General features: G+C 50.8%; 12 protein-coding genes and 1 riboswitch. Of the genes, 3 read left to right on the plus strand and 9 right to left on the minus strand.

Going from position 1 to position 17634, the window contains the following annotated elements; all coding sequences use genetic code 11:
* Nucleotides 1–5: 5 nt before the first annotated feature.
* Entirely contained in the window at nt 6–719 is a 714-nt protein-coding gene (locus HMPREF1548_RS04325) for a 4Fe-4S dicluster domain-containing protein (protein WP_021634561.1), read from the minus strand.
* Between the two features lie 171 nt (nt 720–890).
* On the opposite strand from HMPREF1548_RS04325, the gene HMPREF1548_RS04330 reads away from it, so the two are divergent.
* Complete coding sequence (locus HMPREF1548_RS04330) at nt 891–1556, plus strand: Crp/Fnr family transcriptional regulator (protein WP_025489520.1); 666 nt, start codon at nt 891–893, stop codon at nt 1554–1556.
* A 78-nt stretch (nt 1557–1634) separates the two neighbouring features.
* On the opposite strand, the gene HMPREF1548_RS04335 is transcribed toward HMPREF1548_RS04330, so the two are convergent.
* Nucleotides 1635–5225: a response regulator gene (locus HMPREF1548_RS04335; RefSeq protein ID WP_035321017.1), complete on the minus strand. Its 3591-nt coding sequence runs from the start codon at nt 5223–5225 to the stop codon at nt 1635–1637.
* 538 nt (nt 5226–5763) lie between these two features.
* Between HMPREF1548_RS04335 and HMPREF1548_RS04340 the strand changes: the two genes are divergently transcribed.
* Both HMPREF1548_RS04340 and HMPREF1548_RS04345 read left to right on the plus strand, forming a co-directional pair.
* Nucleotides 5764–7263 (plus strand): carboxypeptidase M32, encoded by a 1500-nt coding sequence (locus tag HMPREF1548_RS04340; RefSeq protein WP_021634564.1) that lies wholly within the window; start codon nt 5764–5766, stop codon nt 7261–7263.
* Nucleotides 7264–7298: 35 nt separating this feature from the next.
* Nucleotides 7299–7372, plus strand: a riboswitch (Fluoride riboswitch).
* Nucleotides 7373–7447: 75 nt separating this feature from the next.
* On the plus strand, nt 7448–8650 hold the full coding sequence (locus HMPREF1548_RS04345; RefSeq protein WP_035321027.1) for a cation:proton antiporter: 1203 nt from the start codon (nt 7448–7450) through the stop codon (nt 8648–8650).
* 53 nt (nt 8651–8703) lie between these two features.
* Here the strand turns inward: HMPREF1548_RS04345 and HMPREF1548_RS04350 are convergent, their stop codons facing one another.
* The 7 genes from HMPREF1548_RS04350 to HMPREF1548_RS04380 all read right to left on the minus strand — a co-directional run bounded on the left by HMPREF1548_RS04350 (nt 8704) and on the right by HMPREF1548_RS04380 (nt 17625).
* Nucleotides 8704–10290: a glycosyl hydrolase family 28 protein gene (locus HMPREF1548_RS04350; RefSeq protein WP_021634566.1), complete on the minus strand. Its 1587-nt coding sequence runs from the start codon at nt 10288–10290 to the stop codon at nt 8704–8706.
* A gap of 91 nt (nt 10291–10381) precedes the next feature.
* Nucleotides 10382–12223, minus strand: coding sequence for a glycosyl hydrolase (locus HMPREF1548_RS04355; protein WP_021634567.1), 1842 nt, complete (start codon nt 12221–12223; stop codon nt 10382–10384).
* Between the two features lie 152 nt (nt 12224–12375).
* Nucleotides 12376–13269, minus strand: a complete 894-nt coding sequence (locus tag HMPREF1548_RS04360; protein WP_021634568.1) for a hypothetical protein — start codon at nt 13267–13269, stop codon at nt 12376–12378.
* 295 nt (nt 13270–13564) lie between these two features.
* Nucleotides 13565–14782 (minus strand): hypothetical protein, encoded by a 1218-nt coding sequence (locus HMPREF1548_RS04365; RefSeq protein ID WP_055725863.1) that lies wholly within the window; start codon nt 14780–14782, stop codon nt 13565–13567.
* 75 nt (nt 14783–14857) lie between these two features.
* Complete coding sequence (locus HMPREF1548_RS04370) at nt 14858–15376, minus strand: sigma-70 family RNA polymerase sigma factor (RefSeq protein WP_021634571.1); 519 nt, start codon at nt 15374–15376, stop codon at nt 14858–14860.
* Nucleotides 15377–15894: 518 nt separating this feature from the next.
* Nucleotides 15895–16623 (minus strand): sugar isomerase domain-containing protein, encoded by a 729-nt coding sequence (locus HMPREF1548_RS04375; RefSeq protein ID WP_021634573.1) that lies wholly within the window; start codon nt 16621–16623, stop codon nt 15895–15897.
* A complete protein-coding gene (locus tag HMPREF1548_RS04380) occupies nt 16624–17625 on the minus strand; it encodes a BadF/BadG/BcrA/BcrD ATPase family protein (RefSeq protein ID WP_021634574.1) in 1002 nt (333 codons plus the stop codon).
* Nucleotides 17626–17634 lie beyond the last annotated feature (9 nt).

Consider the following 17634-nt stretch of genomic DNA (forward strand, 5'->3'; position numbering starts at 1 on the left):
TCCTTTTATTTTTCAAGTATCCGGCCGTCAGTGGATATCGTTACCACCTGCCAGGGGATAAATTTGCCGCTGTTTTTCAGGGCTGTCACCGCCGCGTGTTCGATACCGCCGCAGCAGGGCACCTCCATCCTTACAATAGTCAGGCTCCTGATGTCATTTTGACGGATGATTTCCGTCAGTTTTTCACTGTAATCCACACTGTCCAGCTTGGGGCAGCCAATAAGGGGCACCTTACCGCGGATAAAATCCTGATGGAAATTGCCGTAAGCATACGCGGTACAATCCGCGGCAACCAGCAGGCTGGCTCCGTCAAAATAAGGGGCATTCACCGGCGCCAGTTTGATCTGTACCGGCCACTGCCGCAGCAGGGAGGGAACAGCCTCCATTGCATGTTCAGGCTGCTGCGTCTCCTGTCTGTCAAGCTTTCTTGCCCTGCTGCCGGGGCAGCCGCCGGAAACAGCCCCGCCCTCTGACTGCATTTTTTTCTTTTTATTTTCCAGGACCGCGCCTTCATCATAGGCCGCCGCCTCCCTCTCCACAAAAGAAATCGCTCCTGTGGGACAGGTGGGAAGGCAATCTCCCAGTCCGTCACAATAATCATCCCTGAGCAGTTTTGCCTTGCCGTCAACCATTCCGATTGCACCTTCATGACACGCAGCAGCACAAAGACCGCAGCCATTGCATTTTTCTTCATTAATATGAATAATTTTTCTTACCATAATTCCTGCCTCCTTTTATTACTCCCGGATCGCAGCAGCTTACCTATGGGCCTGTCACGCCGGGAATTCTTAGCTATCACATCGGGAACTCTTTACTTGACTTTCTGGAGTAAGTATAATACAATCCTTCCAACATGTATGTTGTTAAAACAACAAATGGAGGAAATTTTTTTGAATTATAAATTTTTGTCAAAAACTCTGTTATTCCGGGGAAATACGGAAGAAGAAATCAAGGCAATGCTTTCCTGCCTTGGCGCAGAACAGAAGCACTATATAAAAGGAAGTACTGTTTATCATGCCGGCGAACCGGTGGATGCAATCGGACTGGTGCTTTCCGGCCGTGTGCAGATAGAAAATGACGATCACTGGGGGAATAAAAGCCTGCTGGACAGCGTGGGGGAGGGCATGATTTTTGCGGAAACCTATGCCTGCATCCCAGGAGAGCCCATGCAGGTAAGCGTAACTGCCTCGGAAAACTCCGAAATCCTGTTCCTGAACGCCGCCAGAGTGCTGCAAACCTGCCCCGGCGCCTGTGAGTATCACGGCAGGCTGATCCGGAACCTGCTCACCATCTCGGCACAGAAAAATCTGATTCTTTCCCGCAGGATTTTCCATACCTCTCCCAAATCAATCCGCGGAAGGCTTCTGTCCTACCTTTCCTTCCAGGCGTCCTCCCAGGGAAGCAGTGAATTCACGATTCCCTTCAACCGCCAGCAGCTGGCAGATTATCTGAGCGTGGACCGCAGCGCCCTGTCCAATGAGCTGGGTAAAATGCAGAAGGACGGGCTTCTTAAGGTAAACAAGAACCATTTTATCATCCGGGACAATCAGCCGTAGCCGCAGATGCGCAGCGGCCGCATGAAAAGAGCCGGGATTCCGTGAAGCCTGAATCCCGGCTCTTTTCGCTGCCTGTTACTAATAATCTTCTTTTCCAAAAATAAAATCATAAAGCGTCTGGAACATACGCTCCGGTTCAATGGGCTTGGCCAGATGGGCATTCATACCCGCCGCCTTGCTCTTTTCAATATCGTCATCAAAGGCATTAGCCGTCATTGCAATGATGGGAATTGCCGCGGCATCTGCATTGCTCAGATGCCTGATGTTCGTTGCCGCCGTAAGGCCGTCCATCAGAGGCATGCGGATATCCATGAGGATAACATTATAATAGCCTTCCGGGGACTTGCTGAACATTTCCATGGCCCGCAGTCCGTTCTCCGCGGTATCCACCGTAAAGCCCTTGCTTTCCAGAAGCATCACCGCCACCTCGGTGTTAATCTGGTTGTCCTCTGCAAGCAGCACCCGTTTTCCGGTAAAATCATAATCAATGACCTGTGTCTTTTCTTCCTGCTCTTCCTTTTCCCCCAATGCTTTGGTGAACGCGGAAACCAGTGAGGACTTAAACATGGGCTTGCTCATCAGCAGATTAACGCCGGCCAGCTTGGCTTCATGTTCAATGGAAATCCAGTCATAGGCCGTCATGATGATGATGGTCACCTCCGGACCTACTATGCTCCGAATCCTCCTGGCGGTTTCGATACCGTCCATGTCCGGCATCTTCCAGTCAATAAGAATCATATCATAATAACGGTTCTGGCTCCAAAGCGTATTCACCTGCTCAACAGCCTTCCGGCCGCTGTCCACCCATTCGGCGCTGATGCCCATTTCATGCAGGGTCATTACCGCGCTTTCACAGACGGCCACATCGTCGTCCACCACCAGCGTTTTCAGATGGGAAAAATTAAAATCATGCTTTTTCTGGTTATGGCGCAGCTTTTCTTCCTCGGTAATCCCCAGCTTTACATCCACTATGAATTCCGTGCCGATTCCCTTTATGGAGCGTACGGTAATCTTCCCGTCCATCATATCCACGATATTTTTCGAAATGGCAAGCCCCAGCCCCGTGCCTCCGTAAAGGGAGGTGGTTCCTGTGGATTCCTGGGAAAAGGGTTCAAATATATGCGGAATAAAATCATCGCCCATCCCCACTCCTGTGTCATTGACAATGAAACGGAGCATGGCGTCATTTTTTGTTTTCCTGCGCTGGGATGCGGAAAAGGTCACCTTACCGCCCTCGCCGGTAAATTTGATGGCATTGTTTAAAATATTGATCAGCACCTGCTGCAGCTTCATGGCATCCCCGATATAATAATCGTCCAGCACCGGGTCCACAATACATTCATACTCCACGCCCTTGGCCTCCGCCTGTCCGTAGCAGATGGAATTGATGCCTACCAGGAATTCCTCCGTGGGTATCTTTTCATTTTTCAGCAGCATTTTCCCGCTTTCAATACGGCTCATATCCAGGATATCATTTATCAGGGACAAAAGGAAACGGGAGGAAATTCCTATTTTTGAAATGCAGTCCTCCACCTGTTCATCATCCCCGATCGACTGGGCGGCAATGGTGCTCATGCCGATAATTGCATTCATTGGGGTACGGATTTCATGGCTCATGCGGGAAAGGAAGTCCGACTTTGCCGCGTTTGCCTGCTCCGCTGCAACCAGGGCGGCCGCCAGCTCCTCCTTCTGACGCTGTTCCTGACGCACCACATCAGTCACATCCGTACGGGCGATGCAGATTCTTTTCAGTTCCTGGCTGATATAGAAAACCTCAAACCGCTTAATGCGCAGCTCCCCTTTTTCATCCTTCATCTCCACAAGGAAGGTGTAGGAATCCTTTTCCTTCAGCTGCCTTTCCATATTGGAGAAATCCAGCTGGTTCAGATATTCCGTTTTCGCAGGTTCGTTCATATAGGCATCGGCAAACCTGTGCAGCTCCTCCTGGAAACCTCCTTCCGCAGGAAGTATGTTCCGCCCGCCGCCGTCTATGGAAACCGGCCTGTGGGTTCCCTGCAGGACGTCCACTTCGGTTATGCTGTCATAATCCAGCTTCGCAATTCTTTTCAGCAGCTGCTCCTGAAGCTTTTGCTCCGTAATATCTATGGTATAGAAAAACAGAAGCACATCCCCGCTCTCCGGATTCCTGAAGGAGCGCAGCTTCGTACTCTCCCAGAAGCTGCTTCCGGTGTTGCTTCTGCGGAGGAATTCAAAGTGATAATCCGTTTTTCCGTTGGCATAATCGGCCAGCACCTTCTCCCGTTCCAGAGTGCTTCCAATCCTTTTCCCCATTTCCGGATCCATGGCTGATCGCTCCAGGCTGAGGATAGTATCCTCATAGGAATCCCCGATATGGGCCACCGCCATTTCCGAAGTTGAAACGTAGGTTTCCAGCCTCCCCTGAGTCACATTCAGGCTTCCCTGAATGCTTCCCTCCGCAGAAGACACCTCTGCAAAATAAGACAGCTCCTTTTCATACAGATTCAGCACTCTCTGCTGCAGCTGTTTTTCATCCGTTATATCTACAAAAACACAATAAAAATACTGCTCTCCATCTTCTTCCGTAAACAGCTGCGCCTTGATGGAAATCCATTTTACACTTCCGTCCCTGCAGATCAGGCGGTTTTCGTTATGTATGGTATTTCCTGTTTTCAGCTGCTCCCTGAGCTTGTCGGCCATGATATCGAAATCCTCAGGATAAATGACGGCTGACATCCTGTTTCCCATGACTGCGAATTCTTCCCTGCTGAACCCCAGGAATTCAAACAGCCCGTCATTGGCGTCAATTACGGAAAAATCAGCATCAAACCGGCACCGGAACACCGCTCCTGGAATGTTGTTATACAGGTTGAGCACTTCCGCCTGCGCACGCTTCTGTGCCGTAATATCCATGCAGACCGATATGATCGCAGGCCTCCCGTCTTCAGCCATTACTCTGCGTCCCATGTCATGAACCCAGATGTAAGAACCATCCTTTTTTTTCATGCGGTATTCCACCACATATTCAACATCCTCTGCCAGCTGCTCCATCACTGCCCGTTCCACCATATCCCGATCCTCGGGATGCATACAGTTGGAAACGCAGCCTTCAATATCCTCTACGAATTCGGCCTCGTCCGCATAGCCCAGGTAATTCAGCATCCTGCGGTTGACGAAATAAAACGGAAAGTTTTCCTCTATGTAGCCGCCCATCATACCGCCGGGCAGGGACTCATTCAAAAGCTCCTGTCTCTGCCGAATGGTATTCTCCATAACCAAAGTCTTCGGGTAATGCTCCGTCCCCCGCTGGCTGCCGGCAGGCTCGGCAAAGTGGAAGCTCTGGAGCTTCCAGCCCTCCCCCTCCATTACCATGGTAAAGAAACCGCGTACATGCCAGGTATACACAGAATTTTTCAGAGTAACCTCCGCAGACAGGTTACGCACATGCTCCGCTATAACCTGTTCATTTATCTCCGTAAGAAGCAGTGTAAACGGCTCCGGAATCTCCAGCATATCCTGTCTGAGGTAGGAAAGCATCTCATCCCTGCCCCGTGCTGACTCTCCGATCCCGGTGCCCACAAAATCCACGTCTTCCCTGATAAAGGCCATAGCCGCCTCCACATCCCGTTCCACAAACCAGGCCCGGCAGAATGCCTGCAGCGCCTCCCCTGCCGTCATTTGAATATTCATCCGTTTATCCTCTCTGTAACTGCATGTCAATAGCAATCTATCCACCGGGGGCAGCATCGTTTCCTATTCTTCCTCTTTTCCTGTTTTAAACCCGGAAAACTACAGCAAAAAAAGAGTCGTGATCCACTCCGCATCATGCTCATTCTAATGACTGTGCGTGATACGGCAGGCCAGACTCCAGGATTCTTCCTGTTTGTTTTTATGCTCTTTACCCCAATTCACGCTGTTTTGCCCGCCTACATCCATTTTACCTTCTCAGCCGCACCTTCACGGCGAAGCGGCCGCCGCCCTTTTTACAGTTGATCAGTAAAACATTATGTTTTATTTTATATTATACAGAAGTCCTGTGCAAAACGCAATGTAATCTTATTTCCCGCCTGCGCTTACCCCCGGGCTGGTCACTGTTCACAGATTACCGCTCATTCCATGACAGTAACGTCTACTGACGATTTGTCCTTCTGCCGTCACTGTTCTTCTTGTCCCAGCCTCCCTGCGCTGGTATACTGTAAGAAGCAACAGCATTGTAAAGGAGGCACTTATGAATCAGACACTGGATAAATTTAAGGAACATCTCAAAAAAATGAGGCAGTATGAGCAGGCAGTATGTCTGCTTAACTGGGATCTGCAGACCATGGCTCCCAAAAAGGGAGTAGAAAGCAAGCTGGAAGCCCTGGGCTTCTTTTCCACCGAGTCCTTCAAGCTTTCCACCTCAGAGGAATATGGGGATATGCTGCAGGAGCTTTCCCGTCCGGAGCTTTTTGCGCAGCTGGATGAAGGGATGCAGCTGACGGTAAAGCGCGGTTTACGGGATTATCAACGCTTTCAGCGCGTTCCCCAGGAATTTTATACGGATTATGTGACCACCTCCGCGCGATCGGAAAAGATGTGGGAGGAAGCAAAGCGGGCCGGGGATTTCTCTCTCTTTTCTCCCTGGCTGGATAAAATGATTTCCATGACCAGGCAGTACGTGGGATACATGGAACCGGAAAAAGATGTCTATGAGGTGCTGCTTGATATGTACGAGGAAGGGATGGACAGCGCCACCATCGACCGGATTTTTGATGAAATGAAGGAAGGGCTGCTGCCGCTGCTTTCCAAAATAGCTGCTGCGGGCAGGCCGGATCTGTCGGCGCTTGAAGGCCATTACGACATTGACGCCCAGAAAAAAGTGCAGAATATGCTGCTTTCCTATATCGGCTTTGATTTCGACGGAGGCGCTGTGGCAGAAAGCGAGCATCCCTTCACTATGGGCATATGCCACGGGGATATCCGGACCACGAACCATTATCTTGAGGATGCCCCGTTATCCGCCATTTTCAGTGCCATCCATGAGGGAGGGCACGCTATTTTTGAGCAGAATATCGATCCTGTTTTTGTGAATACTGCAGTGGAGCAGGTGAACCTGATGGGCCTGCATGAAAGCCAGTCCCGTTTCTTTGAAAACATCCTGGGCCGGAATCCAAATTTCTGGAAGCCGGTTTACAGACAGCTGGGAGAACTTCTTCCTCAGTTTCAGACCGTTCCCTTTGATGTTTTCTGCCGGGCGATCAATGATGTCCGTCCCAGCTTCATCCGGACGGAGGCGGACGAGGTGACCTACTGCCTTCACATTATCCTGCGCTATGAAATGGAAAAGGCAATTTTCCGTGACCATGCCGCCACAGACACGCTGCCGGAGCTTTGGAATGATAAAATGGAAGAGCTGCTTGGCATCCGTCCTGCCAACGATGCGGAGGGCATTCTGCAGGATATGCACTGGTCCGACGGTTCCTTCGGCTACTTCCCTTCCTATCTGCTGGGCTCCATTTACGGCGGCATGTTCTTAAATCAGATAGAAAAGGAGCTGGGAAGCCTGGATCCCATCCTTGCGGAAGGCCGGGTAAAGGAAATTACCGCCTGGCTCAATGAAAAAATCCACCGTTACGGAAGCCTGTACAATTCCCGCCAGGCGGTGCAGAGGGTATGCGGCTGTGAAATTTCCGCAGCGCCGCTGCTGTCCTATTTCAATAAAAAGTATGGGGAAATTTACGGATTTTAAAGGAAGCCTTGCTTTTCCTTTTTCCCCATGCTACAATAAGGTCCGGGAATGAAGTTCTCCCATGGCTATTGCCAAAACCGCTGATAAAGCTGATGACTTCTGTGATTTTTTTCACAGGGTCATTGGCTTTTTTTGCTGCCGGGTAAAGACCCGTAATCTGACATTCTTCAGGGAGGAATTTTTTATGCTTACATCACTCGCACTTATTTTTCTGGTGGGGCTGGCCGCCGCGTCCATCTGCCAGCGGATACGCCTGCCCCGTATCATCGGTATGCTGGCTACCGGAATCCTTTTAGGGCCTTATGTGCTGGATTTTCTTGACGGCTCCATTCTCAGCATCTCTTCTGATTTAAGGGAAATGGCTCTGGTCATCATTCTGATTAAGGCTGGCCTTTCGTTGGATATCAGTGAATTAAAGGAGGTGGGAAGGCCCGCGGTGCTTATGGCTTTCCTCCCCGCCGTTTTTGAAATCCTGGCTTTTGTCCTGCTGGCGCCAGGGATCCTTGGCGTCACTTTACTGGAAGCCGCCATCCTGGGCGCAGTGCTGGGAGCAGTTTCCCCGGCCGTGGTCGTGCCTAAAATGGTGCAGCTGATGGAAACCGGCTACGGCACCGATAAGGGGATTCCCCAGCTGATTCTGGCCGGGGCTTCCCTGGATGACGTATTTGTTATCGTCCTGTTTTCCACCTTCACGGGCATGGCCCAGGGCGGCGCCGTATCCGCCATGGATTTTGCCGGTATTCCCATATCCATCCTGCTTGGCATTGCAGGCGGCGCGCTGACGGGCTGGCTGCTGGCTCTCTTTTTTGAATCGCAGTATGCAAAAGAACGATATGTGCGCAACAGCATGAAGGTGATTATCGTTTTGGGGATTTCCTTTCTGCTGGTCGCACTGGAAACCTGGCTTGAGGGGACGCTGCCCTTCTCCGGCCTGCTGGCCGTCATGAGCATGGCCTGTGTCCTTCAGTTAAAAAGTGAAACCTTCGTAACCAGACGGCTGGCGGAAAAATTCGGAAAGCTCTGGCTGGCCGCAGAGGTCATCCTTTTCGTCCTTGTGGGCGCAGCCGTGGATATACGCTATACGCTGGGCGCCGGGCTGGGAGCGGTTCTCATGATTTTCCTTGCCCTCGCCCTGCGTTCCGCCGGCGTACTTTTGTGCTTGCTGGGGACAAAGCTTAACCGGAAGGAACGGCTGTTCTGCGTCATCGCTTATCTTCCCAAGGCCACCGTCCAGGCGGCAATCGGCTCCGTCCCCCTGGCCCTGGGCCTTCCCTGCGGAAAGCTGGTTCTCTCCGTGGCCGTGCTTTCCATTCTGATCACCGCTCCTTTGGGGGCTTTGGGCATGGACGCCACGTATAAACGGCTCCTCAACCGGAGGAGCCGCTGAATAAAGGCATTACCGCTGCAACTGCCCAACCGGAAAACTCCGGTGCAGCGTGGCTAAATGCATTGCAACCTTTCAAACGTAATATTTTCACAGCACTGCAGGGAAAGAGTCTGCTTCCTGCTCTCCCTTTCGCTGCCGATGCGGATATCCCGGAACACGATATTTTTCAATTCATGCCCCGGTACGTCAAAGCCGCACAGTTCAATGGCCTCGCAGGGAATCCACTCCCTGCCGTCGCCGTAGTATTCTCCCAGGATGCGCAGCCGTTCAAAGCTGCAGTTTTCAAAGACAGGAGGCACCGGATGCCCAATGCCGTCATCATTATATCCCACCGAATGGAACAGGATGCGGGCGGCAGCACAATCCTCCACATGGACATTGCGTACATAACCGCCCCGTTTCTTTGTTCCCTTAATCTCAATCCCGCACATGGAATGGCTCATATCACAGTCCCAGATGCGCACGTCGTCAACGCCTCCGGACATCTCGCTGCCGATGGTGATCCCATGGCCAAAGGCACATCTGCAGTCAAAAATCCGGATATGTTCACTGGGGCGGCCGATTTGGTTTCCTTCCGGGTTTTTTCCTGATTTAATGGCTATGGAGTCATCTCCCGTATAAAAGGTGCAGTTAAATATGGTGCAGTTGGAGGAGGAATCCGGATCCCAGCCGTCCCCGTTCCATACGCCTTCGGAATAAAAGGAACAGTCATGGGTTACGATGCTGTCCGAATAAATCATATGTACATTCCAGCTGGCGCCGTTTTTCAAAGTCACACCGGAAAGAACCACATTCCTGCAGTTGCTCATATTGATCAGGCGGGGGCGTACCCTGCCGGGTATGGTTTCCGGTTTTTCACATTCCTTTATTTTCTCTCCCAGGGAAGCCAGATAGTCCTTCAGGCGCTCGCGCTCGGAAGCGATTACCCGTTCCGCCAGGATTCTTCCGCCGCTGGCAATGGTCCCTTTTCCTCTTATTACCACATTTTGGCAGCGATAGCCGCCGTCATGATCCAGTTCTCCCAGGTTCAGCAGGCTGCTGTAGCATTCCAGCTCCGTGCCTTCAAAACGGCTCCAGATCCGGGGCAGATAATCTTCCACCCGGTCCGTGCCCTGCAGCACCGCATTTTCTTCCAGGTACAGTTCCATATCACTATGCAGCCGAAGCGCTCCTGTAAGATATACCCCTGCCGGAAGATAAACCGCCTGTCCATCGCCGCAGTCATCAATGGCCTGCTGCAACGCTCTGGTATCCATGACAGCGCCGTTTCCCACAGCATTATAAGGGGGCTTCGTCACATCCAGCCGCTCCTTCTTCTTCCCCGTCCTTACTCTGCAGCTTTGCGGAAGAAGGGAGGGCATCCTCACCCTGCTGCTTTGAAGCAGAAGGGAGGACAGCTTTTCGCCCCTGTCCACCGCTTCTACCTGGAATATATATTCGGTTTCTGCTTCCAGCCCGTCAATGGTTATATGTGTTTTATCGGTAATTCCCTTTTGTTCCTCCCCGCAGGAAATCCGGTATTCGCAATCCGCCGCACCTTCCGGCTTCTCCCAGTAAAGAGTAACGGAATCTTCGGTGGTTACGCTGTATATCTTTTCTATCCGGGCAGCTTCCCGTCTGACTGTATCTGTCTGCTTCATATTATCCCTCCTGCATATCGCAGGCGGGCCTGCGATACTGCATGAATTATTCTTTTTTCTTTGTACGTTGAAACGGCTCTTCGTCCAGCCCTTATTCGCCCCTGTCCGTTACCAGGATGAGGCTTTCCCTTTGTCCCAACGACAGCCTCATCTCCTGCACAGGAAGCTCCAGCTGCTTTATTGTACCGTTCCAGGCATCCCAGATCTGGCAGATATGGCCGTCTTCCAGCCGCAGGCTTGTGGTAACAGAATTTTCCCCCTCATTTACCAGAAACAAAAACTCTGTCCCTTCTTTTCTCAGGCAGGTGCATCGAAGATCCCTGGCGGGAGGCAGGAAGGTTTCCGCCGGTTTTACGGCCTCTCTGATTTTCTGAGCGGTCAGGGCCGCATTCCAGACAAGGACAGTTCCTCCGCTTTCCTCCAGCCGGCGGAGAAAATCCCTGGTTTCCGGCGTATCCTTTCCGTCTGTAATAACCACAGGATAACGCTGCTGCCGGATTAGCACACAGCCGTTTTCTATCCTGCAGGAAGGCAGAAGCTCCTCTTCCAGATAATTGAACTCTATCTGATTTTCAAACAGGGGCTTTGCGATTTCCCAGGAAAGCTCCTCGCTGCGGCATAACACTGCTACCTTCGCCTGATTGACGGAATCCGTAAGCAGGCCGCACATACGCTTGATGTAATCCGAAGCAATATGGTAATCCTCCCAGAAGCTGCTGTGCATGCCCACCTCCGGCGGCCTTTCCTCCTTTCGCCTGTCCCGCAGGGAATAATAAAAAGCATGAGGGAAAATCATGTTGACGCCTCTGACAAACAGCCAGTCCAGATACCATTTCATATCCTCCATGGTAAAACGGTAAGGATCCTCCGGCGCGCCGCAGCAGCCGAAGCATTCGTTCCCGTTCCGCCTTTTTCCACGGTGCCTGGCGGAATCGGAGCTGCATTTTCCCATGGTACTGTGTTCGCCTGTGATCGCTTTTTCCTCTTCCGGTGCAACATAACGCCACACAATATCCTGACAGGGAATCGTGAAATGCTGTAAATACCCGATATCCGTAGATTTCTCCGGATGCCCGGTCATCGCCACGCCGTGCGCCGCGCACCAGTCCGCTATCTGCCTGTAATAGGCCCGGGACATTCTTTCATAAACCGCCCTTTTGTAGCGTTCACCTGCGCGTCTGCCCTCAGAGGAATCCGTATCTGCAAACAGCAGGTATAAATCCTGCTCATTTCCTCCCTGCCTGTAAAAATCCTCCAGGAAATTCCCGCTCCAGGCAATCATTCCCTCTTTACTGCAGCGCCCCAGGATATTCGGTTCGTCAGTAAAAATCCCAATAATGGTATTCCCGAAATATTCCTTAAGTTCCTGATAATAGCGTTCGTGGGTAAGCTGCAGGAATAAGGCCACTGCTTCCGGATTCATCAGATCCGCACTGGCCGGCGCCCCCGCTTCTCCATCGTCTTCTCCATAATGAACGCCCCGGATGGTACCGCCGGAAGGGCCTTCCCAAAAATACCAGGTCTTTCCCTCCCGCTTCACGGCGGCAATAAGAAGCTCCCCTTCCTCCGCCGATTCCCGATCACTCATGCGAAGTCCCCGGGAAGCAAACGCCGGGTTCTCCCTGACCACCTGTCCGTGACAGGATCCGGAAGGATACATGGCCTCATCATAAAGCACAACTTTCATATGCAGCTGGGAAGCGCGCTTCACCGCATAACGGACGTAATGAAAATAGGTATCCGTCAGATAACCGATTTCCTCCGGCAGTCCCAGACGGGGATGAATTACAAACCCGTCCACCCCTTTTTCCTTAAAGGCAAGCATCTGCCGGTCCAGCTCTTCTTCAGTAAGATAATCATTCCAGAACCAGAAGGGAATGGGTGTGAATTCCTCCGACGGCTGCAGAAATTCTTTCTTAAGATTTTCCAACATGATTTTTCCTCTTTTATTCTTGTTTTTTACAACAGTTTTCTATAGCATATATTTATGTAAGTGCTTACATAGATAGTATCTAATTGCTGTGAGTTTGTCAATATTTATTGCGTATTTGCAGTAAAGAATTGTATTCATATCGATGTAACCACTTACAGTATTATTTTATATTTTTGCCGATGTCCTCCGTCTTCCCTTTCCAGCCAGTCTTCAGGGAAGCCAAAGCCCCAGTCCCGTTCCCTGGCAAAAGCCGCACAGCTTCGGAACATTTGCCTTATTCTCTCTTCCTCCAGAAATGGCTCATGGGTGAAAACAAGAAGCTCCTCCATTTTCTCCTGCCGGCCAAAATCTTCCAAAAAGGCGGCGATATCCTCTGTATTTTCAAGCCGCACCTTGGTGCGGAAAAATGTGAGTCCCAAACCAGTCGTATCCAGCCGATCCTGCTGCCGCAGCGTCCTGCTCTGTTCCTCCGTATGGAAATAAGCGATTCTGTCATCCTCCGCAGAAATCAGGCCCCGGATCCCACAGCTGGCATCCATCCAGGCCCGGCAGGCCTCTGCTGTCCCGGCATAAAAATGAATTCTCGGCACCCGGTCAATGCACCGGCCCCCTCCGGTGATCCGTTCCAGTTCCTTTACCGTTTTCTCATAATCCGCTCCCGCCTGCCGGTAATCCGCCCTGCACTCCCCCGTCTGAAACCGGGTGGAGCCATAATTGGCCCCGCTGTTCAGGCCATGAAAACCGAAACGCAGCCAGTCTGAATTTTCCTGGAACTCTTCCCGGAAAACATCCGTTACCTGCGCCAGATTCCTTCCGTCTTTGCCTTCTTCATAGAAACAAAAGCAGGAAAAAACCGCCTGATAATCCTGATGCAGCCGTTTAAAAAAGGCAAATACAGGCTGCTCAAATAAAGATGAATATTCTTTTCTGTTTTCCGTTAAGTCAATAAAGGCTGTAAAAAAATCGTCTATGGAAAAATGAATTTTCCCTTTTCCTTTCTCCGCTTTTTCCTGGCCTGCTGTTTTTTCTTCTTTCTCCTGCGCCATGGCTGAAACCTCCCTGGTTCTGATTGTGAATACTGATTCCTGCGTTTATGTAAGCGTTTACATCAGTGTAGCGGATTATAAAAATTTTGTCAATTTATCTACTCACTATTATCGCAGACTTTACAATTGTCATTCCCGGACGGTTTCTGCGCCACATTACTTGTTTCACAGTCTGTTTCAGATGCAAATGCATGTCCTCCAGTTCTCCCTGATAACCTGTCTACTTCGCTCCGTACGGACAGCCGCCGCATATTTCCATAAAGGAAGGCCCGGGAATCGCTTCCCGGACCTTTCCTTATTTCCCTATTTCCACATAAACCGTTTTTCCTTGCCCGGAATTCGGATTTTTACTCTTTTCCGCCGTCTGCGGATTCTGTTCGTGAATGTATGCGCCATAATCCTCAATATATGCATAATCCAGGAATGCTTCTCTTGCGGCGTTCATTGCGATCTTATAAGCGCTTCCATCCTTTCTGATAAAATAGTAGGCAATTCTGTTAAAGCTGCCCAGATATCCGTTTTCATCCCTGTAAGCACAGACGATTTTTTCATATTCTGCTTCCTTCTGAAGTTTTCCTGATAAAACAGCCTTTGCCGTTTCACACATTTTCTCCATCTTTCCTTCCAACACAGCGTAACTTACGGCATCCGCATCCATATCCGCGGCCAGGCTGCTGGAAGCCCCCAGCAGAGTTCCGTCCTGTGGATCAAAATAGAAATAATAGTATTCCGTGCTGCGTACGCTGAAGTTCACATTATAGACGCCTTTTCCATCAGCCCCCATATCTGTATTCAGATAATGGTTCAGTTCCATCCCCTTTTCGGACACGCCATACAGATTATGAAGCCATTCGGTTCCCAGCGCAATTGCCTTTTCTTCGGTAATCCCGCCGCTTTCCGCGATCTGTTCCCTGGCCTGCTTTTCTTCCGCCGTGATATCCGCCGGCTCCGTTCTTTCGGAAAGCACATAATCCCTTTTGGTTTCAAACTCTATGATCTGCAGCAGCTCTTCATCCGTAAGTTCGCGCTCGGGCAGATAGAAGGTTGAGGTATCCCTGGCATAATAAAGCGAATCCGCCGTCTCCTTTTTCTGCGTCTGCTCCTGTCTGAGTTCCCCCTGCGGGAAAGTTCCCTGGAGATAGGCTCTGTACAGATTCCCATACCTTTCCTTCTCTGTCTGCGTATACTCCCTGGAATAGCTGTCCGCATTCACCTCCTGGCTGTCCATAACGCTTTCCACCTCTTTTATTTCTTCCGCAGGAATGTGCTGCATCCGTTCCTGCACCAGAGATGTTACAAATGCCTTTACCGGTATGGCGGCGGCACAGCCCAATACCACGATGCCCACCGCTGCTGCCATCCTTTTTCCTCTCCACTTTTCTGTTCTTTTTTTCTTATCCTGCATACGCTTATACCCTTCTTCCACGCTGTTTTTAATCAGCAGGTCAAGGTTATCCGGCACTTCTATGCTTTCCCATATTTCCCCGGGGTTAAAATGTTGATTTTTCTTCATATCCATTCCTCATCTCCAGACGCCTGCCTGGCCGTGTCCATCAAAATTTTCATGTACCGCTGCCCGGGCCGAAGCTCAGCCGCTTTCCAGATACCGCTTCAGCTTTTCTTTTGCCCTGGCATGATAAACCTTAACCGTTCCCAACGGCATTTCCAGAAGTTCCGCAATATCATTCAGCTTGCAGTCAAAGAAATACTTCTGAATGATAATTACTTTATAAGGATAATCCAGACGATCGATGGCCCGGTACAAATCCATCTTTTCCTCCGCAGATACCGGGGCCTCCTCCTGGGCCCATTCCTCCGATTCCCATTCCGGTTCCTCTGCATACCGGCGGTTCCTGCGCAGCTCCGCCAGCGCGCAGTTAATCAGGATTCTGGTCATCCAGCTTTTGAAAAACTCCGGTTTTTTCAGCTGGCCTATAGCCTCCATGCTTTTGACAATGCATTCCTGGACCGCGTCGCAGGCCATGTCCTGATTTCTGGTATATAAGAAAGCGGTTCGGTACAGATATTCCTTATGAAGCAGCATCAATTCCAGAAAAGCATCCTTATCGCCTTTCTTCGCCCTTCTGACCAACATTTCAAGTTCCATCCGCCTATCCTTTCCTGCCGTTTGCCACGGATCCTTTTTTCTGCAATTGCATTAATAAGATGTTTCCCCCTGCCAAAAGGTTACACATGGAAAAAGATTTAAAAATCCCAAAAATAAAACACCGGCAGCCTCAGCCATTTTCAGGCTGCCCTGGCGCCGGTGCGTGCAGGCGGAATCTGGCGCCTGGTTTTCTACGGTGAACGCAGAAAACAGTATGGACAGGCAGAAAGCCGGTCACGCCGATATTATACCATATCCGCTTCGCGGATACGGGCCTCCGGCGGAATTCAGCGCCTGATTTTCTGCGGTGAACGCAGATAACAGTATACCATATCGTTTTTACCATAAGACATTTTAAAAGGTGGGAATTAGCAAGAAAGATAAAGTTATCATTCAGACAGGTCAGCGCATTTGCTGCGCTGACCATAAGGAAGTGATTCAGGAGTGCCAAAATCCAGGGGCCACATTTTTATAGAGATACAGGCAGAGTGGATAAGGGTTCAACCGCAATAAAAACCTTAAAATCCCAACTTGTCATAGCGTTCTGTCATTTCATAATAACGGTCCCAGCCATTCGGTTGGTTGACGCTTTGGAATACCGTAGGCATCCGCCCATCCTGCAGCATTTTTTCCACAATGCAGGCGGACAGGCACCACATAATATAGGCGGCAGATATACCTGAGGAAGGAGCAAACCTGCTTTCCAGCCCTTCCACTGAAAGCATAGCGTCTCCAGGGCAGGAACAGTTATCAATCACCAGATCCGCGATTTCAAAAAGACGCTTTTTACAGCTGTGATCAGATGATACGGACGAGGAATAGGAAACCGAGGTGACCGCAATGATGGTAATCCCCAGTTTATGCGCTTCTATGGCCATATCAACCACAGGAACCGTCTTTCCCGAAACGGAACCGATAATAAGGACATCCCCCGGCGCAGCCTTGGAGGCACGCAGCGCATAACCGGCAAGCCCTTCCTTGTTATCCACAATCCCCCTGCGGTCAATTGTCCTCGCCGTACTGCTGACCTCAAAGGTATATCGGAGCCTCCGAAGAAGCGCCAGCCCTCCCGCCCGATCCACCAGCTCGCTGTCAATGATATGCCCCGTATCATAGACATGGATTCCGCCGCCGTCCTTTACAGCCTTCACAATCATATCCGCCGCCTTTTCTATGTTCTCCCGCTGTGTTTCCCTCACCCGATCCATCACTTCTCTGACTGCGCAATCATATTTTTCCATCAGCATTTATTTTCCCTCCTGTTTTCCATTCCTAATCAGGAACTGTGAGAATTCTTTTTTCAGCCGCCCCATCGTATCCGACGCGTCTGTCCCCCGTTTTTCCAGCACAGAGAGAATAACCCCGCCCATAACCGGTTCAAAAACAGGTTTTTCTATCTGCGCACAGGGATATTGCCGTTTCAGCTGTTCTGAAAAGCTTTGAAACAAAATGTCACTGGCCTTCCATGCCCCGCCTGCAGTTAACACAAAGGGGGATACCTGTGTAAAACGGTGAAGCATCACCGCTGTCTGCGCCGCCAGCTCCCACGCTGCTTCTTTCAAAATCTCCACCGCCGCCTCATCTCCCTCGTCGGCCGCCCTTCCTACCAATCTGCAAAATGACGCCACTTGCTTTACTCCGAAGGTCTCCCCATAAATCACAGGAAGAAGATCCCAAAGCTGTTTTACTCCATAGGCCTGACAGGCCAGTTCTTCCAGACAGGTTTCCTTTCCCCATCGTTCTTCCCACCTGATGGCTGCCTGCAGCCCTTTTTGTCCGATGGAAAAGCCGCTTCCGAAATCTCCCAATAAATATCCCCATCCCCCCAAATGCGCTGCCGCGGGTCCTACCTGGAAAACGCCGGAGCCGGTTCCGGACAATGTCACCGTTCCTTCCCTTCTGAAACTGCCCGCCAGAAGGCAGGCCTCCCCTTCGCTCAAAGGGCTGCATCTTACCCTGGGAGAATGTTTCTTCACTTCCAGGAAAAAAAGATTGTTATCTTCTTCCTCTTCCCGGCTTCCTGTCCATGGGGCCGATAGAAAGGCGCGGCCGATCCCTCCTGAAGGCACCAAGGACAGACAGGGAGATAGCGCAGCCGCGATCTGCCTCCTTTTCTCCGTCTCAGAAAAGCTGCCGTTTACAGGCCCGCCGTATCCTGCTGCACGGAAATGAAAGGCATCATCAAACATAACGGCGGCCAGCTTGCTTCCCCCTCCGTCTGCACTTAAGGTAAAATCCCCTTCCCGCATACCTCCTCC

This window comes from Clostridium sp. KLE 1755 (assembly GCF_000466465.2).
In the GTDB taxonomy this organism is placed as follows: Bacteria; Bacillota; Clostridia; order Lachnospirales; family Lachnospiraceae; genus Eisenbergiella; species Eisenbergiella porci.

Coding starts and splice junctions, on each gene's coding strand:
- HMPREF1548_RS04375 (WP_021634573.1), bottom strand. CDS start 16,623: ATGCTGATGGAAAAATATGATTGCGCAGTCAGAGAAGTGATGGATCGG.
- HMPREF1548_RS04325 (WP_021634561.1), bottom strand. CDS start 719: ATGGTAAGAAAAATTATTCATATTAATGAAGAAAAATGCAATGGCTGC.
- HMPREF1548_RS04380 (WP_021634574.1), bottom strand. CDS start 17,625: ATGCGGGAAGGGGATTTTACCTTAAGTGCAGACGGAGGGGGAAGCAAG.
- HMPREF1548_RS04365 (WP_055725863.1), bottom strand. CDS start 14,782: ATGAAGAAAAATCAACATTTTAACCCCGGGGAAATATGGGAAAGCATA.
- HMPREF1548_RS04355 (WP_021634567.1), bottom strand. CDS start 12,223: ATGTTGGAAAATCTTAAGAAAGAATTTCTGCAGCCGTCGGAGGAATTC.
- HMPREF1548_RS04345 (WP_035321027.1), top strand. CDS start 7,448: ATGCTTACATCACTCGCACTTATTTTTCTGGTGGGGCTGGCCGCCGCG.
- HMPREF1548_RS04340 (WP_021634564.1), top strand. CDS start 5,764: ATGAATCAGACACTGGATAAATTTAAGGAACATCTCAAAAAAATGAGG.
- HMPREF1548_RS04335 (WP_035321017.1), bottom strand. CDS start 5,225: ATGAATATTCAAATGACGGCAGGGGAGGCGCTGCAGGCATTCTGCCGG.
- HMPREF1548_RS04350 (WP_021634566.1), bottom strand. CDS start 10,290: ATGAAGCAGACAGATACAGTCAGACGGGAAGCTGCCCGGATAGAAAAG.
- HMPREF1548_RS04360 (WP_021634568.1), bottom strand. CDS start 13,269: ATGGCGCAGGAGAAAGAAGAAAAAACAGCAGGCCAGGAAAAAGCGGAG.
- HMPREF1548_RS04370 (WP_021634571.1), bottom strand. CDS start 15,376: ATGGAACTTGAAATGTTGGTCAGAAGGGCGAAGAAAGGCGATAAGGAT.